Genomic DNA, 24,799 nt, shown 5'->3' on the forward strand with positions numbered 1-24,799 from the left:
TCTCACGACTGCCATGCGATTTCGGTGATTTCCAAAGGTGTGAAGGCCTCGGTCCGATAAGGAACCACCCGGACGGTGTAATGTTCCGCCGGTCGGTCGGTGGATGCCTCGCCTTCGTAGAGAAAACCGTTGGCGGCGCCGAGCAGGGGATGGGAAGGCGTGAGAGGGATTTTTACCGGCGGTTCGTCGGGGGAAAGCGGGTCGGCGTAGAGTTCCACCCGAATCCCTTCCGGTGCCACGTTGCCCAGATAAACCGGAATTTGAAAATGGTGGTTTCCGTTGCGGGAGTCGATTTTGGGGGTGCCGAAGTGGATGGTGTGCCAGTGGGTTTTAAGATTCCGGCTCCACATTAGGAGCTGCCGGGCGAGGGATTGGTTGTTTTGGTGACGGCGCGTCAGGGCCTGCGATTGGGGTACATAATAATGATCGATGTATTGGCGCACCATCCGGTTGGCGGAGTAGTAGGGGGTCAGTTTGGCCAGGCTCTCGCGCATCTTTTCCACCCAGGCGTTCGGGATGCCGTTGGAATCGCGGGTATAGAACGCCGGAACGGCTTCCTGTTCGAGCACATCATATAATTGCTGCGCTTCGATTCGATCCCAGGCCGGGTCGGCGTCGTGTTCGGCGCCGTCACCGATGGCCCAGCCCACCGAGGCGTCGTAAGCCTCCTCCCACCAGCCGTCCAATTCCGAGATATTGATCCCGCCGTTGACCAACACTTTCATCCCCGATGTGCCGCACGCTTCCCACGGCCGCCGCGGCGTATTCACCCACACATCCACGCCTTCCACCAGTTGTTCGGCCAGTTGCATGTCGTAGTCGGGTAGAAAAATCACTCTTCCGGCGATCTCGGTATGGCTGCGGATAAAGTCGATCCAGGCGGTCAGCTGGGCTTTGCCGTCCTTGTCCTGCGGATGCGCCTTGCCCGCTAAAATGAGCTGCATCGGCCGCTGGGGGTCGCTTAGAAGCCTGAGCAGGCGCTCCGGATCGTTCAACAGGAGGTTGGGGCGTTTGTAGCTCGTGAAACGGCGCGCAAATCCGATGGTTAAAATATTGGGATCGAGCAGGGTGGTTTTGGGGGGAAGGTAATTGAAGGCGGTGGGACGCTGAGCTTGATAGTCGCGCACGAACGCCACCAGCCGTTTGCGGTTGCGGGAGCGGAATTCCCAAATATCCTTTTCCTTGAGCTTGCGGATTTGTTTGCCCAGGCGGGAGGGATCGCAGACCCAGCGCTCCTGGCCGCAAGCTTCGGTCCAGAGTTTATCGGAGGGCGGCGAATCCCAGGACGGCGTATGTACCCCGTTGGTGACGTGGCCCACCGGCACTTCCCCCTGCGGCCATCGGGGAAAAAGGGGTTGAAAGATGCGTCGGCTGACTCGGCCGTGAAGCCGGCTGACGCCGTTGACCGCGCCGCTCCCCCGAATCGCCAGATAGGCCATATTGAATTTTTCCTTCGAGTCTTTGGGATTGCTGCGGCCGAAGGCGAGGAGATCCGCCAGCGAGATCCCCAAAAGCTCGCAGTAAAAGCCCAAGTAGCGTTCGATGATATGGGGCGAAAAACGATCGAAGCCGGCCTCCACCGGGGTGTGGGTGGTAAACAGGTTGCCCGCGCGAGTGACGCTCAAGGCGAGTTCGAAGTCCACCTGGTGGCGCTCCATGTAGCTGCGCGCCCTTTCCAATACCGCCAAGGCGGCGTGGCCCTCGTTGAGGTGGCAGAGGGTGGGTTCGATTTCCAAGGTTTTCAAGAGCTGCCAACCGACGATCCCCAGCAGCATTTCCTGCTGTAGGCGCTGCTCGGTGCCGCCGCCGTAGAGGCGGTCGGTAATGCAGCGTTCCGAAGGAGGGTTGGCCGGGTCGTTGAGATCCAGGAGATAAAGCCGAATCCGTCCCACTTCCGCCTGCCAGACCCGCACCCACAAGTCGTAGCCGTTGAAGTGATAGCGGAGCCTGAGTATTTGACCGTCCTCGTTCCGGACCGGCATGATCGGAAGCTCCCAGGGGTTGTTATGGGGATAGAGCTCCACCTGGCGTCCTTGCTCGTCAATGATTTGCCGAAAATATCCTTCTTGGTAGAGGAGGCCCACGCCGACGACCGGAACGCCCAGGTCGCTGCAGGACTTGAGGAAGTCCCCGGCGAGCATTCCCAGGCCGCCGGAATAAAGGGGAAGGGCTTCGGTGAGCCCGTATTCCATGCTGAAATAGGCGATGCAGTCGAGGGGGGCGTCGCCTTTATAGTCCTGGAACCAAGTGGGCTTTTCCAGAAAGCTGAGGCGCTCGGCGGCCACTTGGTCGACTTGCCGGCAGAAATCCGGGTCTTGGGCCAGTGCTTCCAATCGCGCGGGCGAAACGCTTTGTAGTATCAGCCAGGGGTTCGCCGTCAGTTGCCAGAGATCCGGGTCCAGGGTTTTCCACAAAACATCGCTGACGTGGCTCCAGGACCAGCGAAGATCCAAGGCGAGGGATACGAGATCGGACAGCCGTTCGGGAACGGACGGCAGGTATGCGGGAGGAAAATTATTCAAGGCGAGCGCCCCGTTAAGATGATTGGTTGTATTTATAAATGGTAGTTGCCGCTTCGAGGGTTCGCAAGCAACCTTGGTAGCGGCATAGTCGAAAGACTGTTTCCAAAAAAAGAATACCCGCTTTGGCGGGCATCATGGCGTCAAGTTGTTAGGAATGGTTCCTAACTAAAAATATTCTTCGCCGGGCGTGATGCTTAGCGCAACCACTCAGCTATAAGTTTCTTGCATTCCCGGGACCATCTGCAGCGCCGGGTGCAATAGTACCGTTCGTCCGTTCGAAAGCAGGGCCGGTAGTTTCTGATCTGAGTCTCGGTCAGTTTATCGCTGGTCTTGTCGGCAAAGTCGTCTTGGGATCGTTGCTCCTCCTCGATTACTTCGTGGACGAGATCGTCAGGCGTAGAAACGAGTGCTTTGGCGAGTCCCATTATCTTGCCTCTCTCCTCTTGACTGTTTAGATTTAGGAACCATTAAATTTCATAGACCGATGGAAATTGTTAAGGTTCCATTCAGGAACAATTTATTTAAGCTGCTATATTGTCGTAACGATCTGTTTGTCATATTGCGGTCGAGTCGGAACGATAAATAGGAGGTTCCCTTATGTGCGCCACCTGCGGTTGCAGTGACTCTCACCACCATCACCATCATCCTCAGGATGATACTTCCCGTTTGTTACAGGTTGAAAAAGATCTTCTCGCAAAGAACGACCGCTATGCCGAAGCTAACCGCCAGTGGTTGGCCGAACGCGGCATTTTGGCCTTGAATCTGGTGGCCAGCCCCGGCGCCGGGAAGACATCCCTTTTGGTGCGGACGCTCCGGGATTTGGCGGCGGAAGCGCCCTTTGCGGTCATCGAGGGGGACCAGCAAACCTCGCTCGATGCCGACCGTATTCAAGCGGCCGGGGCGGCGGCGGTCCAGATCAATACCGGCAAGGGATGCCACTTGGATGCGCATCAGGTGGGTCACGCCTTGAGAGATCTCGATCCCGCGCCCGGTGCGGCGGTGATGATCGAAAACGTGGGTAATCTGGTGTGTCCTGCGGGCTTCGATTTGGGCGAGGACGGCAAAGTGGTCGTTCTGTCGGTGACCGAGGGGGAGGATAAACCCCTGAAATACCCCAACATGTTCCACGCCGCGCGGCTCATGCTATTGAGCAAGGTCGATCTTTTGCCCCACGTGGATTTCGATGTTCAGCGCTGCATCGCCTATGCCCGTCGGATCAATCCGGATATCGAGGTAGTGCAGGTTTCGGCGAAAACCGGCGAAGGGTTGGAAGATTGGTATCGATGGCTCCGTGCGATGCGCGAGACGAAAACCGGGAAGCTGGCGGAGAGCGCCTGACGGGACTGGAAACCCGCATCCACGGCCTGGTGCAGGGGGTCGGTTTTCGACCCGCCGTGTGGCGCCTGGCCAGCCGGTACGGGTTGACGGGATCGGTCAGCAACACGGGGGCGGGGCTTCGAATCGAGGTTTGGGGAACAGCCGCCTCCCTAGCGGAATTCCAGCGTGAACTGCGGGAAAATCCGCCCCCTTTGGCGCGGATCGAGCGGGTAATCGATCGGCCCTTGCACGGTCCGCCGCCCCGGGGCGACTTTATTATCCAAGCCAGCGGGACCGAGGCGCCGCGGACATCGGTCCCGCCCGATGCGGCGATCTGTCCCGACTGCCTGAAGGAGACCTTCGATCCCGCCGGGCGCCGCCATCGCTATCCCTTCACCCATTGCACTCACTGCGGTCCCCGTTTCACCGTCATCCATCGTTTGCCCTACGATCGGGAGCATACCGGCATGGCGGGCTTTCCCCTTTGTTCCGCGTGCCGCACCGAATACGAAGATCCGTCCGACCGCCGCTTTCACGCCCAGGCCACCGCCTGTCCCGACTGCGGGCCGAAAGTATGGCTGACGCCGGAAGATGCAATCGGCGATGCCGCCGTCAAGCGGTGCGTTCGATTGCTGCGCCAAGGCAAAATCATCGCCGTCAAAGGCTTGGGTGGATTTCAGCTGATGGCCGACGCCACGCGGCCGGAAGCCGTAACCGCTCTGCGTGCCCGAAAGCATCGCCCGCATAAGCCGTTGGCCTTGATGGCGCGGGATTTGGCCGTGGTGCGCCGCTATGCCCGAGTCGACCCGGAAGAGGAGAGGGCGCTTGCGTCGACCGCCGCGCCCATCGTCCTGCTCCAGGGCCGGGGGCGAACGCTGCCGAAGTCCGTCGCCCCGGGCTTGGCTCTTTGGGGCTTCGTGTTGCCTTATACGCCCCTCCATCACCTCCTGCTGGAAACCTTCGATCATCCGCTGGTATTCACCTCCGGCAATGTGAGCGGCGATCCCTTGTGCGCCGACAACGAGGAAGCCCTGGAGCGGCTGACGGGCATCGCCGACGCTTTTCTGCTCCACGACCGGCCCATCGTCCATCCCTGCGACGATTCGGTGGTGTGCCGGATGGCCGGCCGGATGCGCATACTGCGGCGGGCGCGGGGATACGCGCCGGCGCCCGTCTCCTTGCCGCCGGGATTCGAACAATCCAACGGCATTCTGGCCCTGGGCGGCGAGCTCAAAAACAGCTTCTGCCTGGTGCGCGACGGGCAGGCGATTTTGTCCCAATATCTGGGGGATCTGGAGCAGGCCCGAAGCTACGGGCTTTACCGGCGAGAATTGGCGGCGTATCAAGATTTATTCGGCTTCGAGCCGCGTTGTCTGGCGGTGGACATGCATCCCGAATATCTGTCCACCAAGCTGGGACGGACCCGGGCGGCGGAAAAAAACCTCCCTTTGACCGAAGTGCAGCACCACCACGCCCACCTGGCCGCGTGTCTGGCCGAACACGGTCATCCGCAGGCGGCCGGGCCGGTGTTGGGGTTGATCCTGGACGGGCTCGGCTACGGCGGCGACGGCACTTTTTGGGGCGGCGAACTGCTTTGGGCCGATTACCGCACCTGTCGGCGTCTCGCCCACCTCAAGGCCGTTCCGCTGCCGGGCGGCGGCAAGGCGATGATCGAGCCGTGGCGCAACCTGGCGGCGCAATTGTGGCAGGCGGGGATTCCGCTGGAAGCCTTCCCCGGCCTGCGGACCAAGCCCTTGCCCGCCTTGCGCAAGATGCTGGAAACCGGCCTCGGCTCGCCGCCGGCCTCCTCCTGCGGGCGCCTGTTCGACGCTGCGGCCGCCGCCTTCGATCTCCGCTTCGACACCCAAAGCTACGAAGGGCAGGCGGCCGCCGAGCTGGAACGGTGGGCTTGGCAAAGCGATGAGCGGTCGGGTTATTCTTTCTCCATCAGGCGGGGCGAGACCTGGATTGTGGACCCTTCCCCCCTGTGGCCGGCCGTTCTGGCGGATCTCGCCGCGAGGGTTCCCAAGACGATCATGGCCCGCCGTTTCCATCTGGGATTGGCGGATGCCTGGTGCCGGGTGATCGGCCACTTTGCAGAGCGAATGAAATGTCCTATGGTGGTCCTGTCCGGCGGCGTATTCCAGAACCGGCTTTTGCTGGAGACGACGACCGAATGTCTGAGAGACAAGGGGCTTCGAGTGTGGATTCCGCAGCAAGTGCCCATGAACGACGGCGGCTTGGCGTTGGGGCAGGCGGTGATTGTCGCCGCACGAGGTTGACCATTGATTCCAATACTAGCCAGGTGTGAGATATGTCAAGCGTAAAAGAGAAATTGACGGATATCATCCAATCGCAGAAAGCGTATCGCGCCTCACTCACTTGAAAGTGTCTCGCGTTAGTCCCTTCTCCCGCTGGCGGGAGAGCGGGAGAGCAACCGTGTTTAAAGTCAAGTGTTTTGTGGCTGCCAAGGGGTATTATTTTTCAACATGGCATTCATGATGGTGAGCAACTTCCTCATGCAGGCGACGATGACGACCTTGGGCGGTTTGCCGGCGTTTTTGAGGCGTTCTGCAAAGGCGCGGATGACCGCATTACAGCGTATCGCCGAGATCGTGGCCATGTATAGCACGGCGCGAACCTCGGAGCGACCACCCCAGATGAAGCGCTTGCCGCGATACTGGCCACTGTCGTTGGCCATCGGCGCCACGCCGACCAGCGCGGCAATCTCGCGCCGGTTGAGGGTGCCCAGCTCCGGGCATTTTGCCAGCAACGTGACAATGGTCACCGAACCGACGCCGGGAATGCTCTTGAGCAGATCGTCCTTGGCCCGCCAGGCGTCCGACTCGCGCAACCGCCGGGTCAGGTCCCGGTCGTTCTGGTCAATCTGCTTGTCCAGCCAGGTGATATGCTTTTTCAGACTGGTTTGCAGCGGTTTCGTCGTGGCCCCATTCAATCGGAGGACCTCTTGAACCCGGATGCCGATCAACTGCCGCCGCCGATCCACCAGATCGTCCAAAGCGCGGGTGTCCGCATCCTTGAGCGGACGCGCCTGGGGACGGATGGCCCGGGCAAACGCCGCCAGCACCCCGGCATCCACCCGATCGGTCTTGGCCAGCCGGCCACTGGCCTTGGCAAAGTCGCGCACCTGGCGCGGATTGACCACCGCCACCGGCAATTCCTTACCCGCCAAGGCAGACGCAATCTGGGTTTCCAAACCGCCGGTGGCCTCGATGACGATCAAGGTCGGCCCGATCTCTTGCAACTGCAAAACCAGCTGATCGATCCCCTTGGCATCGTAGGCCACCTGCCATACCTGACCTTGAGGCTCGACCGCCCCATCCAGCGTCGCTTTCGACACGTCAATACCAACAAACTGTTCTGCATTCATTTCGTTCATGATTCCCAACCTTGCAAAAATACGGGCTTATCTGCCCAAGCAACCGTCCGGGGTATCCATGAAAACCGGTGCGACGCTCATCGCTCTCCCACGGGCTTGGTGTCCCAAGGGAGTTTCGAACTGCCGCACCGGGCCAGACATAAACCTACTCAAACAACCACTGTCCAGCAACACAAAACATACAAGGGAGATAATGGCATTCATGCGATTGCCCTGAGGTCGAAGTCGAGCATAGACATTTTGGGTGTATTCCACGGTTCGTTCGACATCAACAAGTATTTACTGTGAGTGTTGACCAATGGCAGGAGGAGAAAACCATGTGCCTGGGCGTACCCGGAAAAATCATCGCCATCACCGACACCGAGCGCCAATTGGCCAAAGTGGACATCGGCGGCGTGCGGCGCGAGGTGAACCTGGCGTGCGTGGCGGAGGAAGGGCAATCCCTTGAAGCCTGCGTGGGTCAGTGGGTATTGGTCCACGTGGGGTTCGCCCTGACCCTCATCTCGGCGGAAGAAGCCGAACGAACCCTGACGCTGTTGGCGGAGTTGGAAGTCGATGCAGCTGGTTGACGAATTCCGCGATCCGGCCAAGGGACGTGCCCTGGTCGAAGCCATAAGGTCCCGCCTCGAGGCGATCGCTCCCGCCAGGCCGCTTCAAATCATGGAATTCTGCGGCGGCCACACCCATGCCATTTTCCGCTACGGTCTGAATCAGATGCTTCCCGAGGCCGTCGAATGGGTCCACGGTCCCGGCTGTCCGGTCTGCGTCCTTCCCAGAGAACGGGTGGATGCCGCGGTCGAAATGGCGCGCCGACCGGAGGTGATCTTCACCTCCTTCGGCGATGCCCTCAGGGTGCCCGGCAGCGCCGGTAGCCTCCGCGAGGCCGGCGCCGAGGGAGCGGACGTGCGCGTGGTGTATTCTCCCCTGGATGCCTTGGAAATCGCCCGCCGCCATCCGGACCGAGAAGTGGTGTTTTTTGCCATCGGCTTCGAGACCACCATGCCCGCCACCGCCCTGACCGTCCTCCGGGCCGAAGCCGAGGAAATCCCGAACTTTTCCCTCCTGTGCCACCACATCACCACCCCGGCGGCGGTGCGCGCCATTCTCGACGACCCGGATCTCTCCCTCGACGGCATCGTCGCCCCCGGTCACGTCGCCTCGGTGGTGGGCGCCGACACCTTCCGCTTCATCCCGACCGAATACCGCGTCCCGACGGTGGTGAGCGGCTTCGAACCCCTGGACATCCTCCAGTCCCTGTGGATGGTGCTGGGCCAGTTGGAGGCGGGGAAATGCCGCCTGGAAAACCAATACCGGCGGGTGGTGAACGAGCAGGGCAGCCGCGCGGGGCGCGCCGCCATCGAACGGGTCTACGAATTGGCCGAACACTCCCGCTGGCGCGGCCTGGGCGAGATCGACCGTTCCGGCGTCCGCTTGAGGCCGAATTATGCCCGCTTCGATGCCGAGCGCAGATTCGGTTTGGTCTCCCACGTGGCCGAGGAAGAAGCCCTCCCTTGCGGGGAAGTGCTCAAGGGGCGTCTCAAACCCCGTCAGTGTCCCCACTTCGGCGGCCGCTGCCGGCCCGAGGCGCCATTGGGCGCCTTGATGGTCTCCTCGGAAGGGGCGTGCGCCGCTTATTTTAGATATACGGCTTGAGTTCTAGCGAAGCGACTCGAACTGAGAGGCAGTTCTATGAAGATTGAAAAACTGAAAAAGCGGCTAGACCGGAACCGGCCGATGACGACGATTACGATTCGCATGCCGGAAGATGTGGTGGAGGACCTGAAGCGTATCGCGCCCTTACTTGGGTTTTCAGGTTATCAACCCTTGATTCGAGCCTATATCGGTCAAGGTCTTAGAAAGGATTTAGAGAAATTGGATAGCGATACTGTCTCGGCGTTAGTGGCGAGTTTGAAGCGCCGAGGCGTCACCGACGAAGTGATAGAAGAGGCCTTGACCGAGGCCACACATGGGTAAACAGCCGGCCCGGATAGAACAAAACGGAATCGTAATCTCCCATAGGCCGTGAAAGAGCATTCCGTAACCCTCGCTCACGGCAGCGGCGGCCAGGCCATGGCCGGCCTCATCCGGGAGTTGTTTCTGGAAATATTCGACGATCCCGAACTGGCGAGGTTGGAAGACCAGGCCCGACTGGAATCTCCCGCCGGCAAACTCGCCATGACCACCGACGCCTCCGTCATCGACCCCATCTTTTTCCCCGGCGGCGACATCGGCAAGCTGGCCGTGTGCGGCACCGTCAACGACCTGGCTGTGGGCGGCGCCCGGCCTCTTTACCTGAGCTGCGCGTTCATCCTGGAAGAAGGGTTGCCCTTGGCCGATCTGCGCCGGATCGCGTCTTCCATGAAGGCGGCGGCCGCCCGGGCCGGAATCAGGATCGTCACCGGCGACACCAAAGTGGTGCCGCGCGGGGCGGCGGACAAGGTTTTTATCACCACCTGCGGGGTAGGGGAAATCCCGCCCGGCGTGAATCTAGGCGCGGCCAACATCCGCCCCGGCGATCGCATCCTGATCAGCGGCTTCATCGGCGACCACGGCGCGGCGGTGCTCGACGCGAGAGGCGAACTGGCCCTGGAACATACCCTCGAAAGCGACTGCCGCCCTCTGAATCACTTGGTCGCGCATCTGTTGTCGGCCTGCCCCAACGGCGTTCATGCCCTGCGCGATCCCACCCGGGGAGGCGTCGCGGCGGTCCTCAACGAATTCGCCCAAACCTGCGGCCATTGCCTGCGTCTCCGAGAAACCGAACTGCCGATGCGGGAAGCGGTTCGGGGAATGTGCGAAATCCTGGGTCTGGACCCGCTGTATCTGGCCAACGAAGGCAAGCTGGTGGCGGTCGTCGCTCCGAAAATCGCCGAAACCGCCTTGGCGGCTTTGCGCGATCACCCCGACGGCCGCGACGCCGCCATCGTCGGCGAGGTCACGGAAACGCCCTCGGGAATGGTCATTCTGCACACAATCTTCGGCGGCGAACGAATCGTGGACCTGCCCATGGGGGAACAGTTGCCGCGGATTTGTTAGGGGCTGATTTTGGACGTTGGCCGATTTCTGGGCTAGTCTTGAAAAGTGTGGGCTGGGCTAATTATTTGATGGGAAATTATCGCGAAGCTGAGCGACAGGAGTAGGCCAATCAAGGTGAGCGGATTGAGAAAGGGAAGAGGGATTCATCATCGGCGTCGCTGTGCCATTCCGAAGCGCTTATGCAGGATCAAAAAATGACGATCTACGAGCGTATACGGAATAAAAAGGGCGCCGCCTATCAAGACGCTAGAGTCGAACCTCCGCCCAGGCGGCCCGTCCGGGGCCACCTGCACGGAAGTCGCTCAGCTTCGCGTTAGATGAAAAAGGAAGGTCACATTGGACGTTGAAAATATCAAGCTCCACATTGACGGGCGCTGGGAGCTCACAGACCTGAATGTACTTACTCGCGTGTATATTCAGGTTTACGGCCTTCTCTATTCTCTTGATGTGGCAGATGACTATATTGAAGAAGAAATACAATACATTTACGGCAAGTACCCTTGGCGCGGAGGGTATAGCGCGGTTAATTTTTATCAAAATCTTTTCTCAAAAATGCCTCGGGAATACAGGCCGAGGATTAAGTCTATTCAATACGCATCGCCAGGGTTCATCGAGCTTTCCCAGCTCGTTGAAGTCGCAAAGGACATTTCGTTGATTGTGGGATACGTTTCTGCCGCCTTGCTTGCAGGAAATAAAACGTACAGCGCAATCCAGAAAGGCATAAGAGAACGAAAGCTATCAAAATTCGACCTTCGTAGCGAAGAACTGAAGCTTCTTGAAAAGGAGCGAGATTTTATTCACCAATCAGTCAGAGACATTGCACAGGTAATGGGTGTCCGAAAGGAAACGTTAGCCAAGCTCTATCTTCGTGCGGAGAATAATGAGCTAGCCGTTCTAAAAATACTGTCGTCCCTTTATCGCAGGGCGAGAGATCTCGCCAAACTGCAAAACAAGCAAAAGCTTAATTTGAAACGAGGCATTGATGAGCGAAATACATCTAACGAATAGCTCCAGCGGACAGCAAAAAGCGCCGCTCGTTCCTCGCTCTGCTTTTTGCTGCCCCTGAGCATGGCGATAGGACAGACCGCTTACGCGGTCTGTCCTATCGGATCAGCTGTTGAGTTCCGCTGCGCTTCACTCGCCCGGCTTGATAGCCGCCGCGCTTCGCGCTCTGCCTATCAACCCGTTCGAGCCACTGCGCTTCTCAGCAAGAGCTTGTATAACAAGCTCTTGCCTGCGATGCTCGAGGCTCAACAGCTGATCCGTTAACGCAAATATCAATCACGGAGCGCATATGATCATAAGAATTTTAATTTTGACCACAGTTATGATGGTAGTTTCTGGATGTGCCTCTACTTACCGTCACTCAGAGCTCCAAGCACCTGTTGCAAAGCTAGATTCTTCATTGGGTGTCCTAATTTCGGTGCCAGAGGATGGCTGGTATGAGAATACTCAATACAGGAACTCCGGTCGCATGGCAGCCAATGCAGTAAGAGCTGCCTTTTCTAAGAATGCAAGGAAGGTCGACATAGCACAAGATTGTCGTGATGAAGAATGCCTAGATGGGATAGATGCTGAGAAATATGGTTACTTCGTTAAACCAGTTATCCTTCATTGGGAAGAGCGTGCAACGGAGTGGTCCGGTAAGCCAGATCGCATAGAAATTCAAATAGTTATCTATGATGCCGTCACTAAATCAGAGGTGGCAAACTCCTCTTATACTGGAAAAAGTAAATGGGCAACATTTGGTGGAGATCACCCACAAGATTTATTGCCAGAGCCTACAAATGAATACGTTTCTAACCTATACCAGTAAAGCGTTAACAAGCAAAGGCAGCGGATGCTATGCACCGCTGCTTTGAGCGTTATGTTTCATGATGACTCTGTTGACCTCTATAAGAACACTACGCACCGGCTGATGAAGGGCGGAATCGGAAGAGACAGTTGACATGGAGAAAACTATAGCGACCGCTATACACTGTGAAACGGCAGCGAAACTAAACTTCGCTTGTCACCAGAGCGCGTTCGCCTTTCTGCGAGAGTTGCGGATCGAAAACGCGGACCACGATACGCGGCTGGACGACGTATTTGTCAGCCTGTCGTCGAACCCGTCCTTCCTGAAGCCCAAATCTTGGCGGCTGGATCGGATCGCGCCGGAAGGGTCGATCTCGGTCAAAGACCGGGATATCGAGCTTGACGGGGACTTTCTCCTCGCTCTGGCCGATGCCGTGCGCGGCACCGTCACCATTACCGTCGAAAAGGATGGATCGGTTCTGGCGGAAGAGAAGAAGCCCGTCGAATTGCTGGCCTATAACGAATGGGGCGGCGCAGGCTACATGCCCGAACTGCTTGCCGCATTCTCCATGCCCAACGATCCGGCGGTGGATAGTGTGTTGCGCGACGCGAGCCTCATCTTGCGAAAAGCGGGAAAACAGGACGGCATCGACGGCTACAAGACGGGGAGCCGCCAACGGGTATGGGAAATCGCGTCTGCCGTCTACACCGCCATCTGCAACCTCGGCATCACCTATTCCGTGCCCCCGGCGAGTTTCGAGCGTGACGGACAAAAAATCCGATTGCCCAGCCAAGTCCTGGAGAACCGCGTAGCGACCTGCCTCGATTGCACCATGCTGTTCACCTCGGCATTGGAGCAGGCCGGGCTCAACCCCATCATCGCATTGCCTAAGGGCCATGCGGTGGTCGGCGTGTGGTTGCAGCCCGAAGAGCTCACGACCATCGTCATCGACGAAGCGGAAACCCTGAGGAAACGCATCCAGCTCAAGGAACTCGTGCTGATCGAGACGACCTATGTGACGTCGCATCCCGCGCCACCATTTTCTAAGGCCGTCGCGGCTGCGACGGAAGTGATCGCTCCAGATAAGGACGACACCTTCAATTCGGCGATTGATATCCGCCGCGCCCGTGCCCATCGAATCGCTCCCCTCGGGCTGAAATCCGGCAAGCCTTCGGGGCCGGCAGAAGAGAGGGACGGCGAACGCGTGGAGCTCACCCTTGAAGAGGCTCCGGCGTTGCCCGACTTCGACGATGGCGTCGAGGAGGAAGAACTGTCCGAAACGCCGGCCGGGCGTCTGGAGCGATGGCAGCGCAAGCTATTGGACCTCTCCGCACGGAACCCGCTCCTCAATCACAAGTCCACGAAAACGAGTTTGCGCCTTATCTGTCCGGCGCCGGGACTGCTGGAAGACAAGCTGGCCGAGGGAGCCCGGATCTCGATCCAGCCGATCCCACGGCCCACGACTCACGGGCAGGACGAAGAACTTCATCAGCAGCGTACCGGTGAGGTGATCACGGAAGAATACGCCCGGGATGCGCTGGAGAGGAACTCTCCCGGCGAGCGGTCGATATTTACAGAAAAGCTCAGACAGCACTTCAGGAAGGCGGCGCGAATACGCTCTATCTGGCTCTCGGCTTCCTGCTGTGGAAACGCGACGAGAAGGATGAGCGTCGGTTCCGCGCGCCGCTGATCTTGCTGCCGGTGACCCTGGAACGAAAATCCGTTCGCAGTGGAATCCGGATGCTGGCCCATGACGACGAGCCGCGCTTCAACACGACACTGTTGGAGATGCTGCGAAAAGACTTCGAGATCGATATCCGGGGCTTGGACGGGGAACTGCCGACAGATCACAGCGGTATCGACGTGAGCGGGATTTGGAACACTGTGCGCAAGGCGGTGAAGGACGCGCCGGGGTTCGAAGTCGTCGAGGATGCAGTGCTAGGCCATTTTTCCTTCGCCAAATATCTCATGTGGAAGGATCTGGTCGACCGCACCGATGCGCTGCGGAAGAACGCGATCGTCAAGCACCTCATTGATACGCCGCGCGATCCTTATCCCAGCGATATCGCCTTTGTGGACAGCACTCTTATCGATCGGCACTTCAAGCCGTCCGATTTGCTGACTCCGCTGCCTGCGGACTCATCACAAATGGCGGCGATCGCCACGGCAGACCGTGGCAAGAACTTCATCATCATCGGCCCGCCCGGGACGGGCAAGAGCCAGACCATCAGCAATCTGATCGCCCATATGTTGGGCAAGGGGAAGACGGTTCTCTTTGTTTCGGAGAAGACCGCAGCGCTGGAGGTTGTGTACCGACGCCTGAAAGACATTGGGCTTGGAAGGTTCTGTTTGGAGCTTCATTCCAACAAAGCCCGCAAGGCCGACGTGCTCGACCAATTGCGCAATGCATGGGATCTCCATCAAAGCGCCAAGGCCGAAGCTTGGGAGCAAGAGGCCGAGCGGCTGCGGATCTTGCGCGACCAACTGAATCGTGTCGTGGACCGACTACACATCCCCCGCCGGAACGGAATCACGGCTCATTACGCCATCGGCGTGAAAGTTCGAGACGAGAATTTGGCGTCGCGTGTGACCCTTTCCTGGCCGTCCGCGGATCAGCACGATAAGGCCCGTTTGGACGCAATGCGTGAAGCCGTCAAATGGCTCCGTGTGCAGGTCACCGCCGTGGGAGATGTGGCCGAAAGCCCTTTCCAGTTGGTGACGAAAGGTGACTGGTCGCCGCAATGGGAAGGCCAAGTGGTCGAACAGGCAGGCTGCCTGTCTGCGGCGGCGTCCAAATCGGAGCGTTCCTGCAAAGCGCTGTTGGACGCCATAGGGATCGATGGGCCCGATCGCTCAATGGCGCGCCTGGACGCTGTTGCCGATCTCGCGGCGGTCTTGATGGAGTCCTATCGCAGACAGATTGCCTACGCACTCGAGCCGGATGGGTCAGATCGTATCGAGGCGCTTGAAGAAGCTGTGCAGCGGCTCAAGGCCTATGCTGAAGATCAGGCGGCACTGAGTTGCGCTTACGATCCCATGGCTTGGCGCAAATTGGATGGGGATGAGATTGCTCAGCGCTGGCAAGAAGCGGAAGCGGCTTGGTGGCCCAAAAGTTTCTTCGCCCGCCGTCGCCTGATCAAGGACATGAAGGCAGGAGGGGCACAGGGAGTTCCGGATCCGGTTCGCGACGCGCCGACGCTTAAGCGTTTGCGCTTGGAAGGCGAAGCCATCGACCGCCTGAACAAGCTGCTTTCAGAATTCAAGGACTGGGAGGGGCATACGACCAGCCCCGACGTGGCTCTCGCCTTGCGGACCCTCGGGCAGCGGGCGCGACTTGCAGTTGGCAGGTTGGCTGACGATGCGCCGACGCTGGTGGAAGTTCGCAGCAAGGTTCGAACCTTGATGCATGACGGCAACGATTTGTTAGCGCCTGAGGCTGCAGTCGGTCGGGCTGCACAGGAGTTCCTGACGGCCAACAAGGGACTAAAGGAAACATGCACGGCGTTCGAAGCCATCGCCGGAAGGTCGGTGAGAGAGCATTTCGCGGAAACAGGCAAGGCGCTGGATGCCATTCGGGAGACGGCGGACACTATCGCTGCGCGCCATGCAGAATTGCATGATTGGTGCGGCTGGCGTCATCGTCGAACGGCGGCAATGGATCTGGAGCTGGGGCCGCTGGTGGACGCGATTGAGAAGGGCCGCATTCCGGCAGAGGAGATCGAAGCGACTTTCGAAGCAGCATATTGTACATGGTGGTCGGGCGCGGTGATCGGGGAAGATGAAGTCTTGCGAACCTTTTCCACACCCGAGCACGTCGCGACAATTGAGAAATTCCGCGAGATCGACAGTCAATTCCAGGACCTCACGGCAGCCTATATCTCTGCCAAGTTGGCGGGCAATCTTCCGGATGCCGATGACGTCAAGCGAAGTTCGTCCTGGGGTGTTCTGCGCCGTGAGATCCAAAAGAAAAGACAGCATAAGCCGGTCCGCCAGTTAGTCCAGGAGATGCCTGACGTTCTGACCAAACTGGCACCTTGTCTCATGATGTCGCCGCTGTCCGTTGCCCAGTATCTGCCGGCTGACCAAGCGTTGTTCGATGTCGTGATCTTTGACGAAGCGTCGCAGATCACCGTCTGGGACGCGGTTGGCTCCCTGGCGCGCGGACGTCAAGCCATTGTCGCCGGCGATCCGAAACAAATGCCGCCAACAAACTTCTTCGCGCGGGCCGACGACGATCCCGATGGGAAAGTGGATACGGAAGGGGATTTGGAGAGCATCCTGGACGAAATGTTGGGGGCGAGCATCCCGCAGCGGACCCTCAACCTGCATTATCGGTCGCGCAGGGAGAGCCTAATCGCGTTCTCCAACAGCCGATACTATGGCAATGAACTCGTCACCTTCCCCGCCCCCATACACCCTGATCACGGCGTTCGCCTGATCCGCCCCGACGGCTTTTATGCACGTGGAAAGGCGCGTCATAACGAAGGGGAAGCAAAGGCGATTGTTGCGGAGATTTTGCGAAGAGTCACCCACGAGGACGAGGTGGTGCGGGAACAGTCCATCGGCGTTGTAACCTTCAATTCCGAACAGCAGTCGCTGATCGAGAATTTGCTGGACGAAGCGCGCTCCAGAAATCCACAAATCGAATGGGCATTCTCCACGGATAGCACGCTTGAGCCGGTGTTCGTGAAAAACCTGGAGACCGTGCAGGGGGACGAACGGGACGTGATCCTGTTCAGTATCACTTACGGTCCGGATCAGGGCGACCACGTCACCATGAATTTCGGCCCCCTCAATCGGGACGGAGGGGAGCGCCGCCTGAACGTGGCCATGACACGGGCACGCTCCGAAATGCTGGTGTTCTCCACGCTCAGTCCCGATCGCATCGATCTTTCGCGGACGCAGGCTCGGGCAGTCGCAGACTTGAAGCATTTCCTGGAATATGCTGAACGTGGTCCATCGGCACTCGGAGCGGCAGTTTATGGTTCGATCGGTGATTTTGAGTCCCCATTTGAATCTGCGGTTGCCCGGGCGCTACGGGATAGGGGATGGGACGTCCATCCGCAAGTCGGCGTATCCGCCTATCGAATCGACTTGGGTGTTGTCCATCCAGATGAGCCGGGGATCTACCTCGCCGGTGTCGAGTGTGATGGTGCCATGTACCACAGCTCCGCTTTCGCACGGGAACGCGACAAGATCCGCCAGTCGGTTCTGGAGGGACTCGGCTGGACTTTATTCCGCGTGTGGTCGACCGATTGGTGGACCCATCGTGCAAAGGCTTTGGACTCCCTCAATGAGGCGCTGAAAGTCCATCTGGAAGCGGATCGGCAAAAGCGGGAAGAAGCAGTTCGGGCGATGGAGGCAAACGCTGCGGATTCATCTTCTCGCCCGGATCATATCGATGGATCCGGGGAAGAGATTGTCGCGCCGATTTTGCCCACTGAAATGACAATTGACGAGACGGACGCATCAGGCCCGGATTTCGAGCCGCAGGAAAGCTATATGGCCGCTGATCTTGCGAGGCCAGAACCTTCGGCCGGTGAGGTGCCATCAAACCGAATGCCGGAGTCCCCCGATGACCTATTTGGCAATAACGAACACAGCTATGTGGTGGCGGACCTCGACGGAGGGAATTATAGGGCTGAACCGAACACGTTCTACTCCGAGGAGTACGAGCCTCGGCTGTCAGCCATGATCGATCACGTCATCGATATAGAAGGACCGATCCATGAAGATGTGTTGGTCCGGCGTATTGCACGCCATCACGGATTTCAGCGTGCGGGTCGCCAGATCCGTGAAATTGTCATCGATATAGCGAAGCGCCGTCGGGGCCGGACAAAGGAAGATGTCGGCTTGTTTTTCTGGCGCAAGGGAACGGTCAAAGATCGCCTCGCGCCAGCCCGTTATGCGGGCCGTGATGATGAAATGCGGAAGGCGGAGTATATCTGCAAGGAGGAAATCCGCGCGATCAGAGCTTTGTTGTCCCTTAGCGACGACCCCATTGAGATAGCCCGCCATATTGGCATTGCTCGATTAAGCCAGAGCGCTCGCGACCGGCTAAGCAAGGCGCTGGGTTGATACCTGAATGAAACATAACAACAGCATGCAGCGGACGGCGCTGCGCGCCGCCGCTGATGCTTATCGTTCGGCAAGTGACCAATGATCGAGTCTCAGTACTGGAAAGAAGAGCTTCAGCGGATAGCTCAAGGTCTGAAGAAAGTGGGTCGTCCGCGTCGCTGGGGCGAACGAGCCCACTGCGTTCTAGAGAGAGACATCATGGTGGGCTTCTTCATGCTCCGGCGGCTAATCGAACTGCACAAGGTTTCACGCCGGACCAGCGACCAAATATTGCGCGTTTTCTCATACAAAGCGGTCGGAAAAAAGGTCCATCGTCTGAATGGACATGAAATCTGGGAACTCTATGATATGGAAAGAGAACGCCCAGAACAAAAGAGGCCGCTGTACGTCGCTAATCAGTTCATTCATGCGTATACAAGCTTTGTTGCGCGTGACGAGAGCAGAAACTGGAGTGATGTGTTCGTTGTTTCGGATTTTGACAAAAACGATTGCATCTGGCGCGTTCCGGTTGACGAGATTCGAAGACTGTTTCTGAATGCCGCCAGTGATTACCCTCACATAGCCAGGATGGTGTTCAACGAAAAGAAGGGTGATTACGACATTGAGACGAACTAACTGCGGAGGCGCAAAAATGCCGAACAATGCGCTCCAGCCGACTGAATCGCTCCGGGTTCACCGGAGACCCGTTAGTTTGAGTCAGGCTGCTTCAACTGACTCCTCCAGTTGGCGATAATACGCCAATTCATATTCCGCCGGCGGCATGTTGCCGATCGGCTCCAACAACCGACGGTGGTTGAACCAATCGACCCATTCCAGGGTGGTATATTCGACATCGTCGATACCGCGCCACGGGCCCTTGTGGCGAATCACCTCTGTCTTGAACAGCCCATTGATGGTTTCCGGCCAGGGCGTTGTCATAGGAATCGCCTACGCTGCCCACCGAAGCATCAATGCCCGCTTTCGCCAGCCGCTCGGTGTAACGGATCGACAAATACGATGATGGGGTCTACCATCGGATTTGCAGGTTAGCGGAGCCCCCGCATAATAGGTAAGATTGACTTCGGCGGGGGTGTGGCTCCTGGGGTCGGTGGCCGGTTTCGGCTCACTCGAACCTGAAATGCCGCCCCCGCCACCCTGCATCATCCGGTGGGTCGAACGGGATGGTGCCGATCAGCTCTCTGATGTGGCTCTGTAAGTAGACGAGACCGGCGGATGATTTTCTTCTACTGGTTCTGACTTACGGAGACACCAACAATGACAACAACCTCCGACATTCGCGTCAGCATTGATGTGGGCTGTCACAGTCACAGTGTAGCGATCGGCCTGCCCTGTGGAGAAGTGCTGGACGAATTCGACCTGCCCCACCGGCCGGAAGGCTTCGAGCTTTTCTTCGAGCGAATCGAACACCACCACCATCGCTATGGGGGTGAGGTCTCGGTGGCCATGGAAGGGTATAACGGCTGGGCTCGCCCGTTGGACACCCTCGTGCGCTCCCATGGTTATCGCCTTTTCAATATCAATAATCTGAAGCTTGCCCGCTTCAAGGAGATTTTCCCGGCGGCGGCTAAAACAGACCGAATCGATGCACGGAAAGGCCTCGAGCTGTTCCAGCTGCGGGACTATCTCCCATCGGCCAAAGGGGTGCTCCAGGAGGTCTCAGCAACGCCGGTTGAGAACGAAAAACTGAAGCGTCTGACCCGCCGGCGCCGTTCGCTGGTTAATGAGAAAAGTCGCCTTCTGAGCCGCATGCAGGCTGATTTGCAGGCGGTTTGCCCCGGATTGCTGGCAATCACCAAGGATGCGGAAAACCTCTGGTTTTTGAACTTTATCACCTATAGTGACGACCTTCGTAAGCTTGCCCGTATCCGTCGGAAGACGGTGCTTTCGATCAAAGGCATCGGACGCACATACGTCGAGGTGATAGGCGGTTGGCAGAAGGCTGCGAGCTTCAGCCACGATGTTGAGTGGGTCGGCCCGATGATTGTTGAAGATGCCCGTCGAATACTGGACCTGAGACAGAAGATAAAGGCGCTTGAAGTCCGCTGTGAAGAACTCATGGGCCAGTCAGAGATTGCACAGCTGGTCGATACCATACCCGGCTTTGCGACCGTATGTGCGTCGGAGCTGGCCGGTGAACTCGGTACCATCGAGCGCTTCGCCAAAGAAGGTAGTCTTGCGGTCTACGTGGGCATGGCGAACCTCGACAACAGCTCAGGAAATCAGCGCGGCTCGAAGAACCCAAAGCATGTGAATACGCGCGCAAAAGCGGCGATGCTGGTGGGTGTCGATCGGCACCGAAAGCAGGTTCCTGAATCACAGCGCTTCTATGAGAAAAAGCGCGCCCAGGGTAAGAGCCATAATCAGGCTATCCGTGCGTTGGGGCGCCATCTGTGCCGCGTGCTATTTCGAATGCTCAAACAGGGAAGGGCGTATGAGCTCAGGATAGCTTCACCAGAGAAAACTAGCTCGAAATAGCTTGAAAATACCAGCGGGATGTTCAGTTCTAACATTCCAATTAGCCAGTTTGGCAAGAAACGAAAAAGCGCGATATGGCTGAAATCGGCGTGCATTATATGACGGTGAGCCGCGCGGTGCGGCGATTTGAGCTGAACAACCGGGATTAATGTATGAATGTTAGAACTGACCCCGCCCCTCCGAGAACTGACCCCGCCCCTCCTGACCCCGCCCCTCGCGTGCTGGGGCTGGATCCCGAATGGTCGTTTTTCCGGTTCTAGAACTTGCCATGGATCGACCCCGTTCGGAGCAGGTGCCGGTCGTGCCTCATATATTAGAATCTTTTGATTCTTTAAAACCTTTGGGAGAGACCCAACATGGAACAAAGTATGAACGAACTGATGGAGCACACCGCCGACATGGGCCAGGCGGAGATGTTTTCCAAGGAATGGTACAACGAATATTTCCGGCGCGCGGCCGAAAGTCCGACGCATGCGCGCTTTTGCGAGGCCGTTTATGGCAGGGATCTGTGTCAGCACGGCATGATGGACATCGACGAGATGGGTTTTCTGGCTTCCTTGCTCAAGCCCGGGGAGAAAGTGTTGGAAGTGGGCTGCTCCAACGGTTTCATCACGGAGCATATTCACCGGCAAGCCGGATGCGACATTCTGGGCGTCGATTATTCGGACGTCGCCGTCGGCCAGGCGCAAGCCAGAACCCGAGGGAAAGCCGATAGGCTGAATTTCCAATGCGTGGATTTGATTCAGGACGAGCTGCCCGGCGGCGAATACGATGTTATTCTGGCTATCGATTCGATTTACTTCATGGGCGATTACAACCAGACACTGGCCAAGCTCAACGCCAAGCTGGCCCCCGGCGGGCGGATGATTATCGCGGCGTTTCAAGTCAAGGAAGAGGGTGATCCCGAAACCATCCTGCTCCCCGGCCATACGCGTATGGACGAAGCCTTGAAGGACCTGTCGTTCCGCTATACCCGGCACGACTTCACGGAGAACGTCCGCAATCACTGGATAAAAAATTACGAGTGCTCGCGGAAACTCCAATCCGACTTCGCCGCCGAAGGCAACGCATTCCTATGCGAGGCCCGCATGGCCGAAAACGGCTGGTTCAAGGATCACGCAGAGCGCGAAACGCTGGTCCGATTCCTGTATGTGATCGACCATAACGGGGCTTTGGCATAAGGCGCTCGGCATACCGAATCGCAATTTTCCTGCTGCAAAAATGCCGCTGAAAGATGCTGTCTAAGGGGTATCAGTTTAAAGATTCCAACGGTTTCATCGCCTTGTGCCGGCCCGGGTTCGAAAGGGAGTTGGCACAAGAGTTTTACCGCTGGAGCGGACAAAAAGGGATGGCGGGCGTTTGCCGGGCCGAGAACCAGACCGGTTTCGTCGTCTTTAGCGCTTCCATGCCGATGGACGACTTGACGGTGGAAGCGGCGCCGAGTTGGCAGCGGCTCATTTTTGCCCGCCAGGTCTTGCCATGGTTCGCTCAGGTCACCGATTTGCCGGCGGGCGATCGGCTGACCCCCATGCTCGCCGCCGTGGAGCAATTGCCGCCGGAAGCGGTATTCGAGGGGATCGGATTGGCCTTTCCCGACAGCGAAGCCGGCCGTCCTTTGTCGCGTTTTTGCCGCCGTTTCGAAAAGCCCTTGACGAGCGCGCTTCAGGCACGAGAGCGGCTGGTACCCAAGGAGAATCCCAGGGAAATGCTCTATGGGGTATTCACCGATTGGAGCACCGTCTGGCTGTGTCATGCGCCGCCAGGATTGGCCGCTCCCTCGGCGAACGGCATTCCGCGCTTGCGTATGCCGCGGGAAGCACCCAGCCGTTCGGTTCTGAAACTGGCCGAAGCATTGCTGGTGCTTCTCACCGACAAGGAGCGGCAGCGTTTCCTCAAGCCGGGGATGAAGGCGGTGGATTTGGGGGCCGCGCCGGGCGGTTGGAGTTGGCAGTTCGCCCAGTATGGAATAGAGGTCAGCGCCATCGACAACGGGCGGATCGCCCCCCGGGTGACGGCAACCGGAATGGTCCATCCTATCGCCGCCGACGGCTTCAAATGGCGCCCGCGGCGACCGGTGGATTGGCTGTTGTGCGATATGGTCGAACAGCCCAGCCGAATCGCCGAACTGATGGCCGCTTGGCTCGCACGCGGCGATTGCCGGCATGCCTTATTCAACCTGAAGCTGCCGATGAAAAAGCGTTTGGCCGCGATCGACGATGCCATCGCGCGATTGCGTCAAAGAATGGGGTCGCAAGGCGGGGTAGAGTTGCGCGTCAAGCATTTGTATCATGATCGGGAAGAGGTTACCGTTTATGCGCGGGCTTTACGTGGAGCCCGCCGTGGTAGAAGATAGGGTTGTTCACCGGGATCCAGCACAACGAGGCCCTGTATGCCTTCCGATCCGATCCAAACCGCCGCCCTCGCCGTCGAACGCTACGGCAACCATCTTTCGTCGCTTCTGGCGATCCTGCGCCAACTTCAGCAAAGCCATCATTACGTTCCCCGTCCGGCAATGGAAAAGGTCGCCGAGCGGCTGGCAGTGCCTTTGGCCGAAGTGGAGGCGGTCACCGAATTCTACAGCTTCCTCCATAGCTTCCCTCAGGGGCGTTACGAGATATATTTCAGCAATTGCATTATCGACGATCTGCAGGGGAGGGAAACGCTGCAGCGGCGGTTGTGCGAACGTCTCAAAATGGCGGTCGGCACCACGCGCGCCGATGGCTTGGTGAGCGTTGCCGAAACTTCGTGCACCGGCTTGTGCGACCAGGGGCCGGCGATTTTGGTCAACGGTCATGCGATCGGATCGTTGACGGGGGAAAAGATCGATCGAATCGCCGACCTTATCGAACAGCAGATTTGTGTCGAGGACTGGCCGGCGAAATGGTTCCGGATCGAGGATCGGTTCGAACGGCGCGATCTTCTGTTGACCGCCGCCTGGCAATCCGGGAAGGCGCTCAAATCGGCGCTTCGCCGGGGACCGGAATACGTGCTCGAGGCTTTGTCCGATTCGGGGCTGCGCGGGCGCGGCGGAGCGGGGTTTCCCACCGCCAAGAAATGGCGATTCTGCCGCGAGGCGGCGGGTGAGCATTACATCGTCTGCAACGCCGACGAGGGCGAGCCGGGCACATTCAAGGACCGGGTCCTGCTGCGCCACCACGCCGACCAGCTATTGGAAGGGATGACTTTGGCCGCCTTCGTTACCGATGCCCGCCGAGGTTTCATCTACCTACGCGCCGAATACGCCTTTCTCCGAGCCGAATTGGAAGCCGCCATGCGACAACGGCGCCGGCAGGGCTTGTTGGGGCGCAACATTTGCGGGCTGATGGATTTTCATTTCGACATCGAAATCGTCATGGGCGCGGGCGCTTATATCTGCGGCGAGGAATCGGCGCTGCTCGATTCCATCGAAGGCCGCCGCGGCCAGCCGCGAAACCGACCGCCTTATCCGGTCACCGCCGGGCTTTGGGGGCAGCCGACGGTGGTCAACAACGTGGAAAGCTTTATCGCCGCGAGCCTGATCGTCCTCAACGGCGGCGCGTGGTTCGCCGGCGTGGGAACGGAAAAGTCCAAAGGCACCAAGCTGCTCTCCATCGGCGGCGATTGCCGCTGGCCGGGGATTTATGAAGTCCCTTTCGGGATGACCGTGACCGAAATCATGATCCTGTGCGGCGCCGGCGAGACCTTGGGCGTGCAAGTGGGCGGCCCTTCCGGCACCTTCATCGGCCCGGGGGAGTACGATCGCCGGATCGCTTTCGAGGATCTGGGCACCGGCGGCTCGTTCATGGTGTTTGGCAAGGAGCGCGATATGCTGGAAATCGTGCGCAATTTTACCGATTTTTTCGCCCACGAATCCTGCGGATTTTGTACCCCTTGCCGGGTGGGCACCTCGATCCTCGTCCATCTGCTGGACAAGCTTCGCAACGGCTGGGGAACGGCGGGCGATATTCTGGAGTTGGAGCGTTTGGGTCGGGTGGTGCGGCAAGGCAGTCACTGCGGCTTGGGGCATACCGCGGCCAATCCGCTGCTGGATACCTTGGAACGCTTTCCCGATCGCTACCAGGCGCCGCTGCAGGAAATCGATTTCTCTCCCGGTTTCGACTTGGACGGCGAACTCGAAACCGCCCGCCGCCTGACCGACCGTTTCAGCGCCGCCGATCATCTGACCCAGGAGTAAGC

The 24,799-nt window shown here is 58.6% G+C and carries 16 protein-coding genes and 2 pseudogenes; 15 read left to right on the forward strand and 3 right to left on the reverse strand.

The window, feature by feature from the left end:
* Positions 1-2: 2 nt before the first annotated feature.
* Complete coding sequence (glgP, locus tag H035_RS0106350; protein WP_022948155.1) at positions 3-2,522, reverse strand: alpha-glucan family phosphorylase; 2,520 nt, start codon at positions 2,520-2,522, stop codon at positions 3-5.
* Positions 2,523-3,119: 597 nt separating this feature from the next.
* On the opposite strand from glgP, the gene hypB reads away from it, so the two are divergent.
* Both hypB and hypF read left to right on the forward strand, forming a co-directional pair.
* Entirely contained in the window at positions 3,120-3,860 is a 741-nt protein-coding gene (hypB, locus tag H035_RS18490) for a hydrogenase nickel incorporation protein HypB (RefSeq protein WP_022948157.1), read from the forward strand.
* Positions 3,806-6,121, forward strand: coding sequence for a carbamoyltransferase HypF (hypF, locus tag H035_RS0106365; RefSeq protein WP_022948158.1), 2,316 nt, complete (start codon positions 3,806-3,808; stop codon positions 6,119-6,121). The genes hypB and hypF overlap by 55 nt, the downstream gene beginning before the upstream one ends.
* Positions 6,122-6,288: 167 nt before the next feature.
* On the opposite strand, the gene H035_RS0106370 is transcribed toward hypF, so the two are convergent.
* Positions 6,289-7,230, reverse strand: coding sequence for an IS110 family RNA-guided transposase (locus H035_RS0106370; RefSeq protein ID WP_026596270.1), 942 nt, complete (start codon positions 7,228-7,230; stop codon positions 6,289-6,291).
* A gap of 293 nt (positions 7,231-7,523) precedes the next feature.
* On the opposite strand from H035_RS0106370, the gene H035_RS0106375 reads away from it, so the two are divergent.
* The 9 genes and pseudogenes from H035_RS0106375 to H035_RS0106405 all read left to right on the forward strand — a co-directional run bounded on the left by H035_RS0106375 (position 7,524) and on the right by H035_RS0106405 (position 18,763).
* Positions 7,524-7,808 carry a HypC/HybG/HupF family hydrogenase formation chaperone gene (locus H035_RS0106375; protein WP_235044545.1) on the forward strand — a complete coding sequence of 95 codons (285 nt, stop codon included), beginning with the start codon at positions 7,524-7,526 and terminating at the stop codon, positions 7,806-7,808.
* Positions 7,795-8,892, forward strand: a complete 1,098-nt coding sequence (hypD, locus tag H035_RS0106380; RefSeq protein ID WP_022948160.1) for a hydrogenase formation protein HypD — start codon at positions 7,795-7,797, stop codon at positions 8,890-8,892. Before H035_RS0106375 ends, hypD begins: the two co-directional genes overlap by 14 nt.
* Positions 8,893-8,928: 36 nt before the next feature.
* Positions 8,929-9,213 (forward strand): hypothetical protein, encoded by a 285-nt coding sequence (locus H035_RS0106385; RefSeq protein ID WP_022948161.1) that lies wholly within the window; start codon positions 8,929-8,931, stop codon positions 9,211-9,213.
* A 48-nt stretch (positions 9,214-9,261) separates the two neighbouring features.
* A complete protein-coding gene (gene hypE, locus H035_RS18495; protein ID WP_022948162.1) occupies positions 9,262-10,275 on the forward strand; it encodes a hydrogenase expression/formation protein HypE in 1,014 nt (337 codons plus the stop codon).
* Positions 10,276-10,611: 336 nt separating this feature from the next.
* On the forward strand, positions 10,612-11,283 hold the full coding sequence (locus H035_RS0106395) for a hypothetical protein (RefSeq protein WP_022948163.1): 672 nt from the start codon (positions 10,612-10,614) through the stop codon (positions 11,281-11,283).
* Positions 11,284-11,569: 286 nt separating this feature from the next.
* On the forward strand, positions 11,570-12,091 hold the full coding sequence (locus H035_RS21235) for a DUF4823 domain-containing protein (protein WP_084684845.1): 522 nt from the start codon (positions 11,570-11,572) through the stop codon (positions 12,089-12,091).
* Positions 12,092-12,902: 811 nt separating this feature from the next.
* Positions 12,903-13,804 (forward strand): annotated as a pseudogene (locus H035_RS22720) (DUF4011 domain-containing protein); the annotation flags it as partial.
* Positions 13,805-13,810: 6 nt separating this feature from the next.
* The gene (locus tag H035_RS22400; RefSeq protein ID WP_235044547.1) at positions 13,811-18,148 is read left to right on the forward strand and encodes a DUF3320 domain-containing protein; all 4,338 of its coding nucleotides are present in this window, start codon (positions 13,811-13,813) and stop codon (positions 18,146-18,148) included.
* An 81-nt stretch (positions 18,149-18,229) separates the two neighbouring features.
* Positions 18,230-18,763, forward strand: a complete 534-nt coding sequence (locus H035_RS0106405) for a hypothetical protein (RefSeq protein WP_022948164.1) — start codon at positions 18,230-18,232, stop codon at positions 18,761-18,763.
* A gap of 81 nt (positions 18,764-18,844) precedes the next feature.
* Here H035_RS0106405 and H035_RS18505 read toward each other — a convergent pair.
* Positions 18,845-19,148, reverse strand: a pseudogene (locus H035_RS18505) (integrase core domain-containing protein); the annotation flags it as partial.
* A 254-nt stretch (positions 19,149-19,402) separates the two neighbouring features.
* Here H035_RS18505 and H035_RS0106415 point away from each other — a divergent pair.
* The 4 genes from H035_RS0106415 (at position 19,403) to H035_RS0106430 (ending at position 24,797) form a co-directional block, all read left to right on the forward strand.
* On the forward strand, positions 19,403-20,623 hold the full coding sequence (locus H035_RS0106415; RefSeq protein WP_022947256.1) for an IS110 family RNA-guided transposase: 1,221 nt from the start codon (positions 19,403-19,405) through the stop codon (positions 20,621-20,623).
* 356 nt (positions 20,624-20,979) lie between these two features.
* Complete coding sequence (locus tag H035_RS0106420) at positions 20,980-21,804, forward strand: class I SAM-dependent methyltransferase (RefSeq protein ID WP_022948165.1); 825 nt, start codon at positions 20,980-20,982, stop codon at positions 21,802-21,804.
* Positions 21,805-21,857: 53 nt separating this feature from the next.
* On the forward strand, positions 21,858-22,976 hold the full coding sequence (rlmM, locus tag H035_RS0106425; protein ID WP_022948166.1) for a 23S rRNA (cytidine(2498)-2'-O)-methyltransferase RlmM: 1,119 nt from the start codon (positions 21,858-21,860) through the stop codon (positions 22,974-22,976).
* Between the two features lie 36 nt (positions 22,977-23,012).
* Complete coding sequence (locus H035_RS0106430) at positions 23,013-24,797, forward strand: NAD(P)H-dependent oxidoreductase subunit E (RefSeq protein WP_022948167.1); 1,785 nt, start codon at positions 23,013-23,015, stop codon at positions 24,795-24,797.
* Positions 24,798-24,799 lie beyond the last annotated feature (2 nt).

It is taken from the genome of Methylohalobius crimeensis 10Ki (assembly GCF_000421465.1).
Lineage (GTDB): Bacteria > Pseudomonadota > Gammaproteobacteria > Methylococcales > Methylothermaceae > Methylohalobius > Methylohalobius crimeensis.

Bases quoted from the DNA above. Each gene is read 5' to 3' on its own strand.
- H035_RS22400 (WP_235044547.1), top strand. From the start codon at position 13,811: ATGCTGGCCCATGACGACGAGCCGCGCTTCAACACGACACTGTTGGAG.
- H035_RS0106370 (WP_026596270.1), bottom strand. From the start codon at position 7,230: ATGAATGCAGAACAGTTTGTTGGTATTGACGTGTCGAAAGCGACGCTG.
- hypB (WP_022948157.1), top strand. From the start codon at position 3,120: ATGTGCGCCACCTGCGGTTGCAGTGACTCTCACCACCATCACCATCAT.
- hypF (WP_022948158.1), top strand. From the start codon at position 3,806: ATGGCTCCGTGCGATGCGCGAGACGAAAACCGGGAAGCTGGCGGAGAG.
- H035_RS21235 (WP_084684845.1), top strand. From the start codon at position 11,570: ATGATCATAAGAATTTTAATTTTGACCACAGTTATGATGGTAGTTTCT.
- H035_RS0106415 (WP_022947256.1), top strand. From the start codon at position 19,403: ATGACAACAACCTCCGACATTCGCGTCAGCATTGATGTGGGCTGTCAC.
- rlmM (WP_022948166.1), top strand. From the start codon at position 21,858: ATGCTGTCTAAGGGGTATCAGTTTAAAGATTCCAACGGTTTCATCGCC.
- H035_RS0106385 (WP_022948161.1), top strand. From the start codon at position 8,929: ATGAAGATTGAAAAACTGAAAAAGCGGCTAGACCGGAACCGGCCGATG.
- H035_RS0106430 (WP_022948167.1), top strand. From the start codon at position 23,013: ATGCCTTCCGATCCGATCCAAACCGCCGCCCTCGCCGTCGAACGCTAC.
- hypD (WP_022948160.1), top strand. From the start codon at position 7,795: ATGCAGCTGGTTGACGAATTCCGCGATCCGGCCAAGGGACGTGCCCTG.
- H035_RS0106405 (WP_022948164.1), top strand. From the start codon at position 18,230: ATGATCGAGTCTCAGTACTGGAAAGAAGAGCTTCAGCGGATAGCTCAA.
- H035_RS0106420 (WP_022948165.1), top strand. From the start codon at position 20,980: ATGGAACAAAGTATGAACGAACTGATGGAGCACACCGCCGACATGGGC.